This window comes from Parasphingorhabdus sp. W113, from assembly GCF_055693205.1.
Map to the genome: position 1 here is coordinate 2,808,332 of NZ_CM146328.1, position 15,721 is coordinate 2,824,052.

Consider the following 15,721-nt stretch of genomic DNA (forward strand, 5'->3'; position numbering starts at 1 on the left):
TCTCCCAAAGTGTCTGTTTGGCATTCCCTCTTGGTCTAGGGGAATTTACCGGTATATGCCCTGTCTATATGACGATGAAACCGAACGGGGAAAAGAGTTGATTGATATTATTCTCGCGAATGCAGCCCAATTTACGCGTTTTGAAGAATTGGGACTGTCACCGAATGCGCTTGACCTCGGATTCTTTCAGCTCAAATGGTATTCGCTCGCCTATCTCGCCGGAATTCTGATCGGCTATTGGTATCTCACTAGACTGATTGTCCAGCCCGGAGCGCCGCTCGCACGGCGGCATGCGGATGACATGATCTTCTACGCCACGCTCGGCATCATCCTCGGCGGCCGGCTGGGCTATGTGTTTTTCTATCAGCCCAGCATTTTGGCCGACCCGGTCGACATTTTCAAAGTCTGGAACGGCGGCATGTCGCTGCATGGCGGCGTGCTTGGCGTCGTCCTTGCGATCTGGTGGATTGCGCGCAAGGAAAAGCTCAGTTTCCTGCGGATTTGTGACTATATCGCCTGCGTTATCCCGTTCGGCCTGCTGTTCGGACGCCTCGCCAATTTCGTCAATGGCGAGCTTTGGGGCCGGGTAACCGATGTGCCCTGGGCGATTATCTTTCCGATGGGCGGCGCGGAACCGCGTCATCCCAGCCAGCTCTATGAAGCCGGCCTGGAAGGCATAGTCTATTTCCTGATCACGTCCTTCCTGTTCTGGAAAACCGATGCCCGCTATCAACCCGGCAAGCTGGTCGGCACCGGGTTGCTGGTCTATGGCCTGAGCCGTTTCGCGGTCGAGTTTGTCCGTCAACCGGACAAGGGCCTCGAAAATCTCAGCTGGGGACTGACCATGGGGCAGACCCTAACGGTTCCGATGCTGTTGCTGGGCCTGTTCCTGGTGATCACGGCGAAAGGCCGACGGGTCCGGGCGGAAACCCCGCTGGAGACGAAACCGTTGCCTGACAGCGAATCCGCCGCCCATATTCTCGCCGAAAAAATTGATCGTGATGGCCCGGTTCCGCTGAGCGACTATATCGCGATTGCCAACGCCGCCTATTATGCCGCCAAGGATCCGCTCGGCGAAGAGGGTGATTTTATCACCGCGCCGGAAATCAGCCAGATGTTTGGCGAGATGATCGGGATCTGGATGGCCGACCTGTGGCTGCGCAAGGGGCAACCTGACCACCTGCACTATGTCGAATTGGGTCCGGGCCGGGGCACGCTGGCCAAGGATGCGCTGCGGGCGCTCAAGACCTTCGGTTGCGAACCGGATTGCCATTTCGTTGAAACCAGCCCGGTCCTGAAGGAAAAGCAAGCCGCGCTGCATCCCGATGCGGTCTGGCATCAGACCATCGACAGCTTGCCCGACGATGCGCCCTTGCTGATCATCGCCAACGAGTTTTTCGATGCCTTGCCGGTGGAACAATTTATCGCCACCGAAGGCGGATGGCGACGGCATATGGTCGCGCGCGAACGCAACAAGTTTATTGCCATTCCCGGCACGATTTCAGCCGATGACAGGGTTCCGGGATCCGCCAAGGGCTTTCCTCCCGGAACGATATTGGAACGCTCACCAGCCAGCGCGGAGATTGTCGAGACACTCGCCAATCGCCTGCACAATCAGGGCGGCGTGCTGTTGATTATCGACTATGGCTATGATCGACCCGGAACCGGCAGCACCTTGCAAGCGATCAAGGGCCATATGCCGATCAGCCCGTTTGACAGCCCGGGCACATCGGATCTCACCGCGCATGTCGATTTCCACAGCCTCGCCAATATTGCCAGAACCCGGCTGTTGTCGGTCCACGGTCCGGCCGAACAAGGCATCTGGCTAAAAGCGCTCGGCATCGATCAGCGTGCCCAGAAACTGGTTGAATCCGACCCCAAACAGGCCGATGCCGTGGCGGCCGCCCATCATCGCCTGACGCATATTGATGAAATGGGTCGATTGTTCAAAGCGATGGCCGCAGTGTCAATGGAGTGGCCCGCACCCGCTGGCTTTATTTACGGCGAAGAATGACCAGATCGGGGACCTAACCGACCCATTCCGCCACTTCGACAACAACCGCATTCGCGGCTTTGTTCAAGGCCTCTCCGACCGGCCCGGGTTCGGCGGCAAATACCGGTTCTTTTGATTCAAACCGGCGTTTTTCAATCGGCTGACCATCCCGCATTTTCACCGCATCATAGGTGACCGTCACCATCAGGCTGGGGCCATCCAGACCAAAATTCACCAATTGCCCGGAAAGATAGGATTGCGCCCTGCCCCCGGCTTCGGCCGGAGTCAGCACCATACGGCTATTTTTCGCAGCGATGGTTTCGGTCAGCAAGCCCTGAAACAGGCGGGCCGGCTTGTCGACCCAGATTGCCTCTTTCAGATAGGCGATACCGGTCGCTCCGGTCTGCACCGGCACCCGGACATTGTTCAGTTTTTGCGGTGTCGTCGGCATGCGCACGACCAAGGCATCAGCTTGTTGTCCCGCGAGAGCCGTTTCCGCTCCTGCGCTGATCCTTGCGTCCGAGCTTAGCGACAGCAGGAACGGCGGCGGTTCCGAGCCACCAAAGCTCACGCAAGCGCTGAGTGATCCGATGCCCACCACGAGCACCATGAGTCGTCCGATTGATCCTGTTGCGGTCATTTTACCACGCCCCTCTAATTGCCGGGTTCATAGTCCGGCAGCGCCGGAGCTGAAATCAGGGCGCCAGCACCCCCTTGATCGAGCCGTTCGGTGACGGCGGTCAGCGACTTGGTCAAAGCCTGCATATCCTCGACCAGCTGATCAACCTCGGGCAACGTCTTGTTGCCAAATTGCTGCACCCCGGGCCGCACATCTTCGAGAACCCCATTCAACGCCGCCATGCTCTTTTCCGCCGCCGCCAGTGTCTTGGTCAGGTTTTTCGCCAAGGGTTCCCCGTTCGCGCTGAGCAGTTGATTGGCATTGTCGGCGACTGCCGAGAGTTTCTCGGCGGTCTGGCCGGCGTTGCGAATGGCGATTTGTGATTCCGCCATCAGCGCCTCGAGGCCGGGAGCCTGTTTGGCGAGGCTGCCGGTCAGCGCTTCGGTATTGTCCAATATTCCTTCGATCGATTCCTGATTCTTGTCCGACAACAGCAAGGTCAGCCGGTCGGTCAGCGTCGCCAGGCGTTCGACAACCAGCGGAGCGCTGTTGAGCAATTCACCCAGCGCACCTGGCTTGGTCGGAATCACTGGCACGCCTTCAGGGCCCAAATCGGTAATCGGCGGCGCATCCTTGACCGCGCCATCCAGTTGAATATTCGGCGGGGCGGTAAAGCTGATGCTTTGAATGGTCGCGGTGGTGCCCTGCAAAATCGGCGTTTCGTCGCTCACGGCAATCCGCACGCGGACGAAATCGGGATCTTTTTTCCACAATTCAACGTCGAGCACCTGCCCGGAAGGCACGCCGGCAAAGGTCACCCCGGTCCCCTGCGCGAGGCCGCCAACAGATTGTGCGAAGAATATGTCATATTCCTTCGTCGCACCATCGCCGAAGCGCACGATCCAGACGAGGAATGCCGCCACCATGGCCAACAACGCTAGGGTGATGACCCCGACAAGAATATGATTAGACCGAGTTTCCATTTAAGCGTCCTTTATGCCGCTGCCGGGGATGGGCTGCAAGCCATCTCTCAAAGCCATGCTGCCAATGCCCATCATACCGCGCCCTCCGGATTGGCCATCCGGCCGCGCGGCCCGTTGAAATATTCCTGGATCCAGGGGTGATCCATTGCGAGCAATTCAGGGATCGTACCGACTGCGATGACCTGCTGGTCCGCCAGCACCGCCACGCGATCACAAATGGCGTGGAGCGTGTCGAGATCATGGGTGATCAGAAAGACCGTCAGCCCGAGCGTCTGCTGTAATTCGCGCGTCAGATTGTCAAACGCAGCAGCCCCGATCGGATCGAGCCCGGCGGTCGGTTCGTCGAGAAACAGCAGTTCCGGATCGAGCGCCAGCGCCCGCGCGATACCAGCGCGTTTCTTCATCCCGCCCGACAATTCCGAGGGATATTTCGGCGAGGCCTCCGGCGGCAGACCCGAAAGGCAAACCTTATATTTCGCAATTTCACGCCGGAAGTCGCGGTCCATTTTCGGATAAAATTCGCGGATCGGCACCATCACATTTTCCGCGACCGTCAGGGTCGAGAATAACGCGCCGCCCTGGAACAGGACGCCCCACCGCTTGCGCACATCAATCGTGTCCTGCTCGGAGCGTTCGAGCAAGGACTGGCCAAAGACCTCAACCGATCCTTCATCGGGCTGCTGCAAACCGATAATCGACCGCATCAGCACGGATTTGCCGGTCCCCGATCCACCAACCACGCCCAGAATCTCACCTTTGCGAACATCGAGATCGAGATTTTCATGAACCACCTGGTCGCCAAAGCTGTTGCGCAGCCCCTTGACGCAAATCACCGGTCCATCAAAGGCGCGGTCAACAATGGCGGGATCATCCTGGGCCATTAATTCCATCCGATCCAGCTGAAGAACACCGCGAAAAACGCGTCGAGAACGATCACCAGGAAAATCGCCTGCACCACCGCTGCCGTGGTCCGCTTGCCGACTTCTTCCGCATTGCCTTCAACCTGCATGCCCTGATAGCAACCACATACCGCGATAATGGCGCCGAAGACTGGCGCTTTGACCAGCCCGACATAGACATCGGTCAGCGGGACGACTTCGCGGATGCGTGCAAAAAAGGTCGCGGGCGGAATATCCAGCTCGACCCAGCTCAGCAGACCGCCGCCAATAATGGCGACGACAGAGGCGTAAAAACCGAGCAGCGGCAACATGAAGACAGCCGCGAAGAAACGCGGCAGAACAAGCGCTTCGACGGGTGACACACCAATTGTGCGCATCGCGTCGATTTCCTCGGTAAGCTTCATTGTCCCCAATTGGGCGGCAAAAGCCGAACCGGAACGCCCGGCAACCATGATCGCGGTCATCAGGACACCCAGTTCCCGCAAGGTCAGACGGCCGACCAGATTAACCGTGAACACCTCCGCCCCAAATTGGCGCAGTTGTACGGCGCCCTGCTGCGCGATAACCAGTCCGATCAGAAAGCTCATCAGGCCGATAATCCCCAGCGCACGAACACCCACCACGTCAAAGCGTTGGATCACCGCATTCCAGCGGATCCGCTTCGGGTGGAGCAATAAGGAAAAGGTGGCGGCGATCACCGCCCCGAAAAAACCGATCAGACCGGCCAGAGTCGACAAGGCGATGGACGTCGCCTCGCCCACTTCGCCGAGCACACGGATAACCGCATTTGGTGGCGTGGGCCGGACTTCTGCGGGTTGATCCACGCTGCTGACCGCTGCGATCAGCCGTTGCATCTCGTTGTCCATGCCGATAATTTCGGCATCCATATCGCGGGCGGTGCGATGAACCAGCCACGCCCCGACCGTATCGACATAGCCAATATCGCAGAGATTCAGCCGGTCGACATCATAGCTGTAATCCCGCAAGCGTTCGGGGAGATCACCAATCGCAGCAATTGAAAGATCACCGGAAAAACGAAGCGTCCGGGCTCCATCATCCGCTGTTTCTTCGACAAAATCGCTCGCACTTGTCATCACCGCCATTGGTGACCGAAAATTGCTGAAAGCTCAAGCCATTATCACCGATCAAATATTTGTGGCTTTTCGGATCAGGCTGCTAAAGATAGCGGAAAATCGACGAACGGGGCCCGATGACCAAAATTGCAATTTACGACATGGACCGGACAATTACCAAAAGCGGCACTTATACGCCGTTTCTGCTCCATATGGTTCTCGCCCGTGCGCCCTGGCGTTTGGTGATGCTGCCGCTGCTGCCGTTCGGCTTTATCGGCTACGGGCTCAAGTTGATCAGCCGGAAGACTCTGAAGACCTATAACCAGCGGCTAATGCTCGGCAGCCGTCCGCGCGTGACGGACTTGCAGCCGCATATCGAGCGCTATGCCGACAAGGTGTTGAGTCATAACAGCTATCCGAAGGCGATCGCCCAACTGGAAGCGGATCGCGCCGAGGGTCGGATGCTGGTTTTGGCGACCGCCTCCTATTCCCTTTATGTCGAAGCCATAGCCGATCGGCTGGGCATAGAAAATGTTATCGGCACCGATCTGGAAATAGACGATCAGGGCCGGGTGCTCCCGAAAATTATTGGCGAAAACTGTTATGATGTCGCCAAACTCGACCGGATCCAGGCCTTCCTGAACAATCGCAACCTGGACCGGGATGCGGTTCATATCCGCGCCTATTCCGATCATGTCAGCGATGCGCCGATGCTCGACTATGCCGATGAAGCGGTCGCGACGACGCCCAGCCCGCCGCTCCGCAAACTAGCACAGCAGCGGGGCTGGGATATTGTCGACTGGGATTAAGCGCCCAAAGGCAGGCGCTCAAACGGCGGCCAGCGCCTGATCAAAGTCCGCGATCAGATCATCGGCATCTTCAACACCAATGGAAATACGCACCAGATTGTCGGTTATGCCCAGCGCGGCCCGGCGGTCATCCGGTACCGACAAATGGGTCATGGCGGCCGGCAAACTCGCCAATGTCTCGGTCCCGCCAAGACTGACCGCCAATTTGGCGATCTTCAGATTGTCGAGAAACGCAAAGGCCTCCGGTTCGCCGCCCTTGATGAACACCGAGAAGGTCGACCCGGCGCCGCTGCAATGGCGGTCATAAATATCCTGCTGCGACGGATCGCTGATAAAGCCAAGATAGCCCAGGCCATCGACTTTAGGATGATCGCGCAGAAACGCACAGACTTTTTCGGCATTTTCGCCGGCCCGCGACATGCGCAATTCCAGTGTTTCCAGACTCCGAAGCAGCATCCAGGCCGTATTGGGATCACAAATCGTGCCGATGGTGTTGCGGATGGCGCGGATCGGATCCATCGCCGATTTCGCTCCGAGCACACCGCCGGCCACGAGATCGCTATGGCCGCCGGCATATTTGGTGAGACTGTAGATGACGATATCAGCGCCATGTTTCAGGGGCTGCTGCCACAGAGGGCCAAGAAATGTATTGTCGATGGCAATCGGCGGCAGATCACCGTCGCCAAAGACTTGTGCCCGCGCGGCGTTGACGCCTTCAATGTCAACCAGCGCATTGGTCGGATTGGCCGGGCTTTCAAGATAGATTATCGCAACCTTGCCGCCATTCTGGTCCGCCTGGGCCTTGGCCTGTTCGAGCAATGTCGCCACCTCGCCAGGCGTCGCGCCGGCGGGGAAATCCAGGAAGGTCACACCGAAGCGCCCGAGGATCTTGTTGATCAGCGTCTCGGTCGCGGCATAAAGCGGGCCGCTATGGACGACGACATCGCCCTGATTGACATTGGCCAGCAGGACGGTGGCAATGGCTGACATGCCGCTGGAGAAAACCAGCGCATCTTCCGCTTCGTCCCAGATACTCAGCCGGTCTTCAAGAATTTCCTGATTGGGACCATTGAAGCGCGAATAGACCAGACCGTCTGATCCGCCGGGCCGCTTGCCGGTTACGCCTTCGAAATGGCGCTTGCCCGCCGCCGCGCTTTCAAACGCAAAGGTTGAGGTAAGAAAAATTGGCGGCTTGAGCGAGCCTTCCGACAGCACCGGATCATAGCCATGGCCCATCATCAGGGTGGACGGCTTCAGCTTGCGCCCGCCAATTTCTTCAATCGGTGCCTTGGGCATGCGCCGCGGCGTTACTGGAACGGCATCATTCTCGTCATGGTCGGACATCTGCATTCTCCCGCAAAATTGATTGCGGGCTCAATGCCGGAAATCCTAACTGATTACAAATGAAACCATCCAGATTCCACCGATGATGATGGGAATGCCTGCCAGATCAAGGACAAAGCCGGATTTCAGCATGTTCGGCAAATGGATATGGCCCGTGGACCAGGCAATCGCATTGGGGCCGGTCCCCGAGGGCAGCATGAAGCCCCAGCTGGCCGCCATCGCCGCCGGCATCGCCAGCAACACGGGATCAACCCCGGTGGCCAATATCAGGCTGGCCACCACCGGCATGATCCCGCTGGCAGTGGCAACGTTGGAGGCAAATTCGGTGACCAATATGACCAGCGCCACCAGCGCGATCGCGATCGCGATGACCGGAACCGTCTTGAGCGGCGACAACGCCTCTCCAAGCCAGCTCGCCAGACCGGACTCGATGATACCGGCGGCCAGCGCCAGTCCACCGCCAAACATCATGATCACGCCCCATGGCGCGCGATCGGCCTCGTCCCAGTTGAGCAACCGGCGTCCGGTCCCGTCCGGCAAAATGAACAGCAACAGTCCGCCCAATATCGCAATACTGCCATCATGCACCGCGCCGGGCGGGAGCACCGCCTTGATCTGCGGCAATAGCAGCCAGCCCAGCACCACGATTGCGACCACCGGCACCAGCCGTTTTTCTTGGACGCTCCAGGGGCCCGGTGACCCGATCGCGCTTTGCGCCCGCGCCCCGTCAAAGCTGTTCCGGCCGACTTTCTGAATGGTGATCAGGATGATGGCACAAACCGGGATACCAATGAGCACGATCGGCAATCCGAACATCAGCCAGCTCAAAAAATCAATGTCCATAGCCAGCGTCTTGTTGATCAGTCCGGCGGCAATCGCGTTGGTCGGGCTGCCGACCAGCGTCCCGAGGCCGCCAATCGACGCCGCAAAGGCCACGCCCATCACCAGCGCGCCAGCAAAACCCTTGGTCTCCGCTTCTTCGACACCGCCCGCCACCAGCACCGCCAGGGCGATCGGTATCATGATCAGGGTGGAGGAGGTGTTGGAGATCAGCATGCTGAGCAAGGCGGTGGCGATCATGAAGGCCAGCAGCACACCCCAGGCGCTTTTCCCGGCCATCCCGATAATTGCCAGCGCCAGGCGGCGGTGCAGGCCAACCCGTTCGATCGCCAGCGCCAGAAAAGCGCCGCCGAGAATCAGGAACAGGATCGGCGAATAATATTGGCTGGCGGTTTCCCGGACATCCATCACGTCCATCACCGGCAGCGCCAGAAATGGCAATAAAGCGGTGGCGGTCAGCGGCACTGCCTGTGTCATCCACCAGATCGCCATCAGAACCGTCAAGGCCGCGACATACCAGGCGGTTGCCCCCATCGCCGCGGGAACCGGGGCGAGCAGCATCCCGACAAACAGGATCAATCCCCCGAAAAGCCCTGCGCGTTGTGCGGTCATGTTGCGACTACTCCCGGAGTCCAAAAGGGCTGGCTTGGTGTCAGCGCTGCAGTCCGATCACCGCTATCTGCCGACCATAGCCAGGCTCGCTGCGATGACAACTGCGGCGATAGCTATAATAGCGATCTTCCAGCGCATAGGTGTCGAGACCGAGCGTGTCGATTGTGCCGATCCCGGCTCTTGTCAGGCGCATGGCGACATAGGATTCGATATCAAACTGAAAATGGCCCGGCGCGCCGGCTTCGAAAAAGGCCCTGTTTTCCGGATCATCATCCACAAATCTCTGGTGAAATCCGGCATCCACTTCATAGCTTTCCGGCGCGATGCACGGACCGATGGCGCAGGCAATATGCCCGCGCGATGCGCCGATTGTTTCCATCGCCGCAATCGTATTGTCGGTCACGCCGCCAATCGCGCCTTTCCACCCGGCATGCGCGGCGCCAACGACCCCGGCTTCGGCATCATGAAACAGAACCGGCACACAATCGGCGGTCAATATACCGAGCAACAAGCCCGGACGATCGGTGACCATTGCATCGACAGGCGGCCGGTCGGCCAGTGCAAAGGGCGCATCGACGGCCACGACATCGCCGCTGTGCACCTGATGCACGGTCACCAGTTCGCTGTCCGGCAGAATCGCCGATTTCACCCGCTGGCGATTGGCAAGAATGACCGCTTGATCATCATCACTGCCCAGCCCGACATTCAATCCCGCATATATGCCGGTCGACAAACCGCCACGCCGGCCCAGAAATCCATGCGCAGCGCCGGCCAGCACCGGCGATCTCGTGATATCGAGAGCGGGCGGTTCGCGGTCAGGCAAGGCTCTTGTTCACCTGTTCTGCAACATCCTTGGACAAATTTGGCGTGGCTGCAATTTTCTCCAGCGCCAGCCGCATCAATTCCGACCGTTGCCGTTCGTAGCGGCGCCAGCGGCCGAGCGGTGGAATGAACCGCGCCGCCGTCTGAGGGTTTTGCGCGTCCAGCGCGATGACCATGTCGGCAACCAGCTGATAGCCCTTGCCGGAGGGATCATGAAAGCGGACGGGATTGGCGGTCAGACTGCCATAAAGCGCTCGTACGCGATTGGGATTGGCCAGCGTGAAGTCCGGATGTTTGGCCAGTCGCTCGATCCGTTTCAGCGTATCGCTGCGCAGCGAAAGCCCCTGCAGCATGAACCATTTGTCGAGCACCAGAGCATTGTCGCGGAAGCGCTTGTAGAAATCTTCAAAAACCGCTGTCCGCTCCTCACTGTCGCTGTGCGACAGGACCGCAAGCGCGCCCTGCATCGCGGTCATATTGTCCGCCTCGCGATATTGGTCAAAGGCCAGGGCATTCGCATCCTCGGCCTGCGATGCAGCGAGATAGGCCAAAGTGCCGTTGCGCAATTTGCGATCCGCGCGCGCCGCCGCATCGAGCGAAAAGGCCTCCGGCCGACATTGGGCGTAAAGCCGCCGGAACTGGCGTTCGAACTGCACGCCGATCTTGCCGCGCAGTTTTTCGCGTGCGTCGTGTACCGCCTGGGGATCCACTGTCGCCAGTTGGTCGCTCAGAAAGGCTTCGCTGGGCAGCTGGATCAGTTCCGCCAGAAACGCCCGGTCAATGTCCTGATCCTTCACCGCCGCTCCGACCGCCTGCAACAGAATGTCACGGTCCGCCGGCGTCCCGCCAATTTGCGCGACCAGATAGCTGGTCATCAGCTGCTGCATCGCCTCGAACCGGGCGAAGGGATCATCATCATGCGCCGAAAGAAACGCGAGCTCCTCCATCGTCCGGCTGCTTTCGAGGATGATCGGCGCCGAAAAATTGCGGTTGATCGACAATAAGGGGCGCTCCTTCTGATCCGGAAAGGTGAAGCTTTGTTCCGCCTTGTCCAGGATCAGCATTTCCTCGCCCTGATGCGCTCCGGTCTCGGGGTCCAGCAAAGCGGTTTTCAGCGGGATCACCATGTCCGAAGGTTCGGGCTTGGCGCCGCCATTGGCAATTTTCTGGCTGATATCGAGGGTTGCGGTCTGGGTCTGCGGATCGTGGCTGAGCCGCACCGATACGCGCGGTGTGCCGGGCGTGTGATACCAGGACCGGAACTGGGTCAGATCGATCGCCCCGCCCTCTTCCATCGCCACGACAAAATCCTCGCATGTGGCCGCTTCGCCATCATGGCGGTCAAAATAGAGGTCCGTGCCCTGACGAAAGCGGTCCGGTCCCATCATGCTGGCCATCATGCGAATGACTTCCGCGCCCTTGTTATACACGGTCGCGGTGTAGAAGTTCGAGATCTCCTGATAGCTATCCGGCCGGATTGGATGGGCCAACGGCCCTGCGTCCTCGGGGAACTGGGCTGCACGCAAAATCCGGACATCTTCGATCCGCTTGAGCGCGGCAGAGCTCATGTCCGCGGAAAAGCTCTGATCCCGATAAACCGTAAAGCCTTCTTTCAGGCTGAGCTGGAACCAGTCCCGGCAGGTCACCCGATTGCCCGACCAGTTGTGAAAATATTCATGCGCCACGACGCCTTCAATGCCGTCAAAATCGGCATCGGTCGCGACTTCGGGGTCGGCCAGAATATAGCGCGAATTGAAGATATTGAGCCCCTTATTCTCCATCGCACCCATGTTGAAATCGCTGACCGCAACAATGTTGAACAGGCCAAGATCATATTCGCGCCCGTAAACCTCTTCATCCCAGCGCATCAGAATCTTTCAACGCCTGCATTGCATGGCCGGTGCGCGGCAAATCGCCATCGCGGACCCAGATGTTGAGTTCCACCGGCTTGCCTGAGCGGGTTGTAAAGCTGTCGCTATTGGCGACCAGATCGCCAGCCACCAGCGCAAATAAATAGCTCGGTTTGGGCCAGGGGTCGTTCCACTGCGCCCAATGCCGACCATTGCCATCCTCGCCTGCATCGACCTTGTCGCCATTGCACAGCAAAATCGGAAAAGCCTGTTTATCGCCTTCCATGCGCACCTGATAGCGGCTCAGAATATCGGGCCGGTCCGGGAAAAAGGTAATCCGCCGGAACCCTTCCGCTTCGCACTGGGTGCACAACATGCCCTGCGATGCGTAAAGCCCCATCAACTGGGTGTTGGTCGACGGATCGAGCTCGACTTCTATTTCCACGATATGGGCGGTTCCGGTTAGCGGCAGCTCCAGATTGCCCTCGACCAGACGCCAATCCTCGAACGGCGCGCCATCGACCCTGACCGCGACCGGAAGCAGATCATCGCCATCCAGCACCAGCGGCTCCTGATATTTGGCCGACTTGGACCGGCGCACATCGAGGCGCGACCGGACGACGGTCCGTTCGAGATCCAGTTGAAAGTCGAGAGAAATTTCAGGCACGAACCAGGCCGGCGGACGATAGTCCTCACGGCGGACAATGGCTGGCTCGGTCGCGGGCATCGCCGCATCGGTCTTTTGAATATCTGGCATGACCAAGCCATAAGAGCCATTTGCCAAGCGTGCAATTGGGTTTATGACATCAGCCAAATGGGGAGCGCGCAAACATGAAATTCGGGATAAAACACGGGATCTTGGCATTAACCGCGGTGGCCGGCCTGGCCCTGCCATCAGAGGCGGGCTGGGCGCAGGCTGTCGCGGCACCGTCAGGCTTTGACGTCGAACAAGCCAGCCGCGCTTATATCGATAGCCTGCAAGGCGCTGATCTGGAAAAATCCAACAGCTATTTTGAAGGCGGTTACAGGCTGATTCTGTGGGGGGCGGTGGTCGCGTTTCTGATCGACTATCTGTTTCTCAAATTTCGCTGGTCATCAGGGTTTCGCGCCTGGGCGGAGCGCAAGGTCCGGCGTCCTTCGGCCGTCACCTGGCTGACCACCATACCCTATCTGATCGCCAGTTTCCTGCTCGGCTTGCCCTGGTCGATTTACACCAACTTCATCCGCGAAAAACATTATGATCTGATGAGTCAGAGTTTCGGCGAGTGGATCGGCGAAGTGGCGATCAGTTTCGCCATCTCGTTGGTGATTTTCCCGTTGCTGGTGGTCGCGATATTTGCGGTTATCCGCCGGGCCCCGAAAAGCTGGTGGATCTGGGGAACCGGCGTGATCTCGGCCTTCCTGTTTGTCGGACTGTTACTGGGACCGGTGTTCGTTTCACCCTTGTTCAATGATTATACCGAGATGGAACCCGGGCCGCTGCGCGACCGCATTGTCGCCATGGCGGAAGACTATGATGTCCCGACCGAGAATATCTACGTGTTCAATCAGTCGAAACAGCATAAGCGGATCTCCGCCAATGTCTCCGGTGTCGGACCGACCATCCGGATTTCGCTCAACGACAATCTGCTCGAACGCACCGATCCCGATGAAGTCGCGGCGGTTATGGGGCATGAGCTGGGCCACTATGTCCTGGGTCATACATGGCGGATGATCCTGATCCTCGGCCTGATCATGGCGTTCGGGCTGTTTCTGATTGCCCGCATCGCCCCGCGCCTGATCGCTCGTCACGGAGAAAAATGGGGGATCCGAAACGTCGCGGATCCCGCCGCGCTGCCCTTGTTCGGGATATTGCTGACCCTCTATTTCCTTGCCGCGACACCGGCGTTCAACACGCTGATCCGGGTCAATGAAAGCGATGCGGATCTCTTTGGTCTCAACGCCGCGAAGGAACCGGACGGTTTTGCCAAGGTCGCGATGCGCTTGTCGGAATATCGCAAGATCGAACCCGGCGCGGTGGAGGAAATGCTGTTCTTTGACCATCCCTCCGGCGCCACGCGGGTGCGGATGGCGATGGAGTGGAAAGCCCAGAATACCGAAAATCCCGTGATCATCGAACCCGGTCCGCTGGAAAAGGAATAGCATTGATGTCGCATATGCTGATCTTTGGCATGGGGTATACCGCCACTCGGCTGGCCGCGCGGCTGCGTGCGGACGGGTGGCAAGTGACCGGCACCAAACGCGCCGCGGCGGACGGCGCGATCGCCTTTGATGATGAACAGGCGGTGCTTTCCGCGCTCGATCAAGCCACCCATATCCTGTCCTCGGTGCCGCCGGCCCGCGATGGCTCAGAACCCGTGCTCGAGCGCTATGGCAAGGCGATCCAGGCCGTCAATTTGCAATGGACCGGTTATCTGTCTTCAACCGGTGTGTATGGAGACGCGGCCGGGGCCTGGGTGGACGAAAGCGCGCCGATCGGAACCGGCCGCCGCCAGGCGCGGAGCGCGGCTGATCAGGCGTGGCAAGCGCTGCGCGATGCCGTGCATGTCTTGCGTCTGCCCGGCATTTATGGCCCCGGCCGCAACCCGATGACCCGGGTCAACCAGGGCAAGGCGAAGCGCGTGGATGTGCCCGGGCAGGTGTTCAGCCGGATCCATGTTGACGATATTGTCTCCGCTGTGCGGGCCGCGTTTGATGGCCCGCCCGGCGCGTATAATATCGCCGACAATCTCCCGGCTCCGCAGCATGAAGTCATTGCCCATGCCGCGCATCTGCTGGGCATTCCGCCGCCGCCTTTATTGTCGCTGGACGAAGCCGATCTGTCGCCGTCGGCGCTCGGTTTTTACGAAGAGAATCGCCGGGTGGCCAATGGCAAGGCCAAGCGACTGCTCGGCTGGCAACCGCGCTATCCGGATTATAAGTCCGGCATGGCAGCGCTCGTCGGCTGAGCCGGCTTGGCCCGCCGCGCCCGCATGGCCACGATCAAACCGGCCATGGCCAGCAGCGCGCCGACCGCTGGCAAAAGCGTCCAGACATAGCCTTCGAACAGAGTCGACAAGATCATTGCGACCACCGGAACCAGCACGCTGGAATAGGCCGCCTTGCCGGCTCCGATTTCGCGCACCAGGGCAAAATAGAGCGGAAAGGTGATCACCGATCCGACGATCGCGAGATAGACAATCCCGCCGAGATAGGCAGCGCGCGCTTCGAATACCGGTGGGCCCACTGTGGCCCAGGACAGCAGGATGTTGATCGCCGCGCCCCAGAACATCGACCAGGCGAGCAGCGTCAGGATCGGAAAGCTTTTCAATCGGGGCAAGGCTTGCATGACATTAGCAATGGACGCGGACAATATCCCACCGACGGTCAGCGCAACGCCCAGCAAGACGTCGCCAATGGTCGCGGTCGAGGATTGATATTCGTGCCAGAACAGCATCGCGATGCCGATGGCGGCAATGGCTGATCCGGCGATGAAGCCGGCGTTGATTTGCTGCCCGAGAAAGATCCGGCCAAGGATCGCATTGGGCACCATCAACAGAGCGAACAGCACCGCCACCAGTCCCGAGGTGATATAGATTTCGGCATTATAGACGAAATTGAAGTTGAACGAGAATTGCGCGATGCCGATCAGGATCGCCCAGAACTGCCCCTGCGGTCCGAGCCGGAAAGGCAGGCGTTTCCAGGCCACCAGCACAAACATCGCAGCAGCGGCGATGACAAAGCGATAGCTGACCGACCAGCTCGGCGGAACGTCGGAAATCTGGTCCTTGATCACCAGCCAGGTCGAGCCCCAGATCAGCGAGACCAACAGGAATGGCAGCAATATTCTGGGGGTCAGCAAACTGGGCTCTCCGCTGCCCGGTTCCGCAGTCATAAG

At 59.2% G+C, this 15,721-nt stretch carries 12 protein-coding genes and 2 pseudogenes; 5 read left to right on the plus strand and 9 right to left on the minus strand.

Annotated elements, in window-relative coordinates:
• Nucleotides 1-55 precede the first annotated feature (55 nt).
• Nucleotides 56-913 (plus strand): annotated as a pseudogene (gene lgt / locus ACZ1GS_RS13585) (prolipoprotein diacylglyceryl transferase); the annotation flags it as partial.
• Nucleotides 914-1,141: 228 nt separating this feature from the next.
• The gene (locus tag ACZ1GS_RS13590) at nucleotides 1,142-2,014 is read left to right on the plus strand and encodes a class I SAM-dependent methyltransferase (RefSeq protein WP_472698144.1); all 873 of its coding nucleotides are present in this window, start codon (nucleotides 1,142-1,144) and stop codon (nucleotides 2,012-2,014) included.
• A 13-nt stretch (nucleotides 2,015-2,027) separates the two neighbouring features.
• Here ACZ1GS_RS13590 and ACZ1GS_RS13595 read toward each other — a convergent pair whose 3' ends face one another.
• From ACZ1GS_RS13595 to ACZ1GS_RS13610, 4 genes are all read right to left on the minus strand, one after another.
• Entirely contained in the window at nucleotides 2,028-2,633 is a 606-nt protein-coding gene (locus ACZ1GS_RS13595) for an ABC-type transport auxiliary lipoprotein family protein (RefSeq protein ID WP_472695711.1), read from the minus strand.
• Between the two features lie 14 nt (nucleotides 2,634-2,647).
• Entirely contained in the window at nucleotides 2,648-3,595 is a 948-nt protein-coding gene (locus ACZ1GS_RS13600; protein ID WP_472695712.1) for an MlaD family protein, read from the minus strand.
• A 71-nt stretch (nucleotides 3,596-3,666) separates the two neighbouring features.
• Entirely contained in the window at nucleotides 3,667-4,476 is an 810-nt protein-coding gene (locus ACZ1GS_RS13605) for an ABC transporter ATP-binding protein (protein ID WP_472695713.1), read from the minus strand.
• Nucleotides 4,476-5,588 carry an MlaE family ABC transporter permease gene (locus ACZ1GS_RS13610; RefSeq protein ID WP_472698145.1) on the minus strand — a complete coding sequence of 371 codons (1,113 nt, stop codon included), beginning with the start codon at nucleotides 5,586-5,588 and terminating at the stop codon, nucleotides 4,476-4,478. Before ACZ1GS_RS13610 ends, ACZ1GS_RS13605 begins: the two co-directional genes overlap by 1 nt.
• A 116-nt stretch (nucleotides 5,589-5,704) precedes the next feature.
• Here ACZ1GS_RS13610 and ACZ1GS_RS13615 point away from each other — a divergent pair, with 116 nt between their 5' ends.
• Nucleotides 5,705-6,376: an HAD family hydrolase gene (locus ACZ1GS_RS13615; protein WP_472695714.1), complete on the plus strand. Its 672-nt coding sequence runs from the start codon at nucleotides 5,705-5,707 to the stop codon at nucleotides 6,374-6,376.
• A gap of 18 nt (nucleotides 6,377-6,394) precedes the next feature.
• On the opposite strand, the gene ACZ1GS_RS13620 is transcribed toward ACZ1GS_RS13615, so the two are convergent.
• From ACZ1GS_RS13620 to pepN, 4 genes and pseudogenes are all read right to left on the minus strand, one after another.
• Nucleotides 6,395-7,720 (minus strand): cystathionine gamma-synthase family protein, encoded by a 1,326-nt coding sequence (locus ACZ1GS_RS13620; RefSeq protein ID WP_472695715.1) that lies wholly within the window; start codon nucleotides 7,718-7,720, stop codon nucleotides 6,395-6,397.
• 45 nt (nucleotides 7,721-7,765) lie between these two features.
• Nucleotides 7,766-9,172 (minus strand): SLC13 family permease, encoded by a 1,407-nt coding sequence (locus tag ACZ1GS_RS13625; RefSeq protein WP_472695716.1) that lies wholly within the window; start codon nucleotides 9,170-9,172, stop codon nucleotides 7,766-7,768.
• A gap of 40 nt (nucleotides 9,173-9,212) precedes the next feature.
• Nucleotides 9,213-9,995 carry a peptidoglycan editing factor PgeF gene (gene pgeF / locus ACZ1GS_RS13630; protein WP_472695717.1) on the minus strand — a complete coding sequence of 261 codons (783 nt, stop codon included), beginning with the start codon at nucleotides 9,993-9,995 and terminating at the stop codon, nucleotides 9,213-9,215.
• Nucleotides 9,988-12,601 (minus strand): annotated as a pseudogene (pepN, locus tag ACZ1GS_RS13635) (aminopeptidase N). The gene pgeF and the pseudogene pepN overlap by 8 nt, the downstream one beginning before the upstream one ends.
• A gap of 74 nt (nucleotides 12,602-12,675) precedes the next feature.
• On the opposite strand from pepN, the gene ACZ1GS_RS13640 reads away from it, so the two are divergent.
• The gene (locus ACZ1GS_RS13640; RefSeq protein ID WP_472695718.1) at nucleotides 12,676-13,986 is read left to right on the plus strand and encodes a M48 family metallopeptidase; all 1,311 of its coding nucleotides are present in this window, start codon (nucleotides 12,676-12,678) and stop codon (nucleotides 13,984-13,986) included.
• 5 nt (nucleotides 13,987-13,991) lie between these two features.
• Complete coding sequence (locus ACZ1GS_RS13645) at nucleotides 13,992-14,792, plus strand: SDR family oxidoreductase (RefSeq protein WP_472695719.1); 801 nt, start codon at nucleotides 13,992-13,994, stop codon at nucleotides 14,790-14,792.
• On the opposite strand, the gene ACZ1GS_RS13650 is transcribed toward ACZ1GS_RS13645, so the two are convergent.
• Nucleotides 14,759-15,718, minus strand: a complete 960-nt coding sequence (locus tag ACZ1GS_RS13650; protein ID WP_472695720.1) for a DMT family transporter — start codon at nucleotides 15,716-15,718, stop codon at nucleotides 14,759-14,761. The genes ACZ1GS_RS13645 and ACZ1GS_RS13650 overlap by 34 nt on opposite strands.
• Nucleotides 15,719-15,721: the final 3 nt, after the last annotated feature.

Excerpts from the sequence above, each read along its gene's own strand:
- ACZ1GS_RS13590 (WP_472698144.1), top strand. The coding sequence starts at position 1,142 with ATGGCCGACCTGTGGCTGCGCAAGGGGCAACCTGACCACCTGCACTAT.
- ACZ1GS_RS13595 (WP_472695711.1), bottom strand. The coding sequence starts at position 2,633 with ATGACCGCAACAGGATCAATCGGACGACTCATGGTGCTCGTGGTGGGC.
- ACZ1GS_RS13600 (WP_472695712.1), bottom strand. The coding sequence starts at position 3,595 with ATGGAAACTCGGTCTAATCATATTCTTGTCGGGGTCATCACCCTAGCG.
- ACZ1GS_RS13605 (WP_472695713.1), bottom strand. The coding sequence starts at position 4,476 with ATGGCCCAGGATGATCCCGCCATTGTTGACCGCGCCTTTGATGGACCG.
- ACZ1GS_RS13610 (WP_472698145.1), bottom strand. The coding sequence starts at position 5,588 with ATGACAAGTGCGAGCGATTTTGTCGAAGAAACAGCGGATGATGGAGCC.
- ACZ1GS_RS13615 (WP_472695714.1), top strand. The coding sequence starts at position 5,705 with ATGACCAAAATTGCAATTTACGACATGGACCGGACAATTACCAAAAGC.
- ACZ1GS_RS13620 (WP_472695715.1), bottom strand. The coding sequence starts at position 7,720 with ATGTCCGACCATGACGAGAATGATGCCGTTCCAGTAACGCCGCGGCGC.
- ACZ1GS_RS13625 (WP_472695716.1), bottom strand. The coding sequence starts at position 9,172 with ATGACCGCACAACGCGCAGGGCTTTTCGGGGGATTGATCCTGTTTGTC.
- ACZ1GS_RS13640 (WP_472695718.1), top strand. The coding sequence starts at position 12,676 with ATGAAATTCGGGATAAAACACGGGATCTTGGCATTAACCGCGGTGGCC.
- ACZ1GS_RS13645 (WP_472695719.1), top strand. The coding sequence starts at position 13,992 with ATGTCGCATATGCTGATCTTTGGCATGGGGTATACCGCCACTCGGCTG.
- ACZ1GS_RS13650 (WP_472695720.1), bottom strand. The coding sequence starts at position 15,718 with ATGACTGCGGAACCGGGCAGCGGAGAGCCCAGTTTGCTGACCCCCAGA.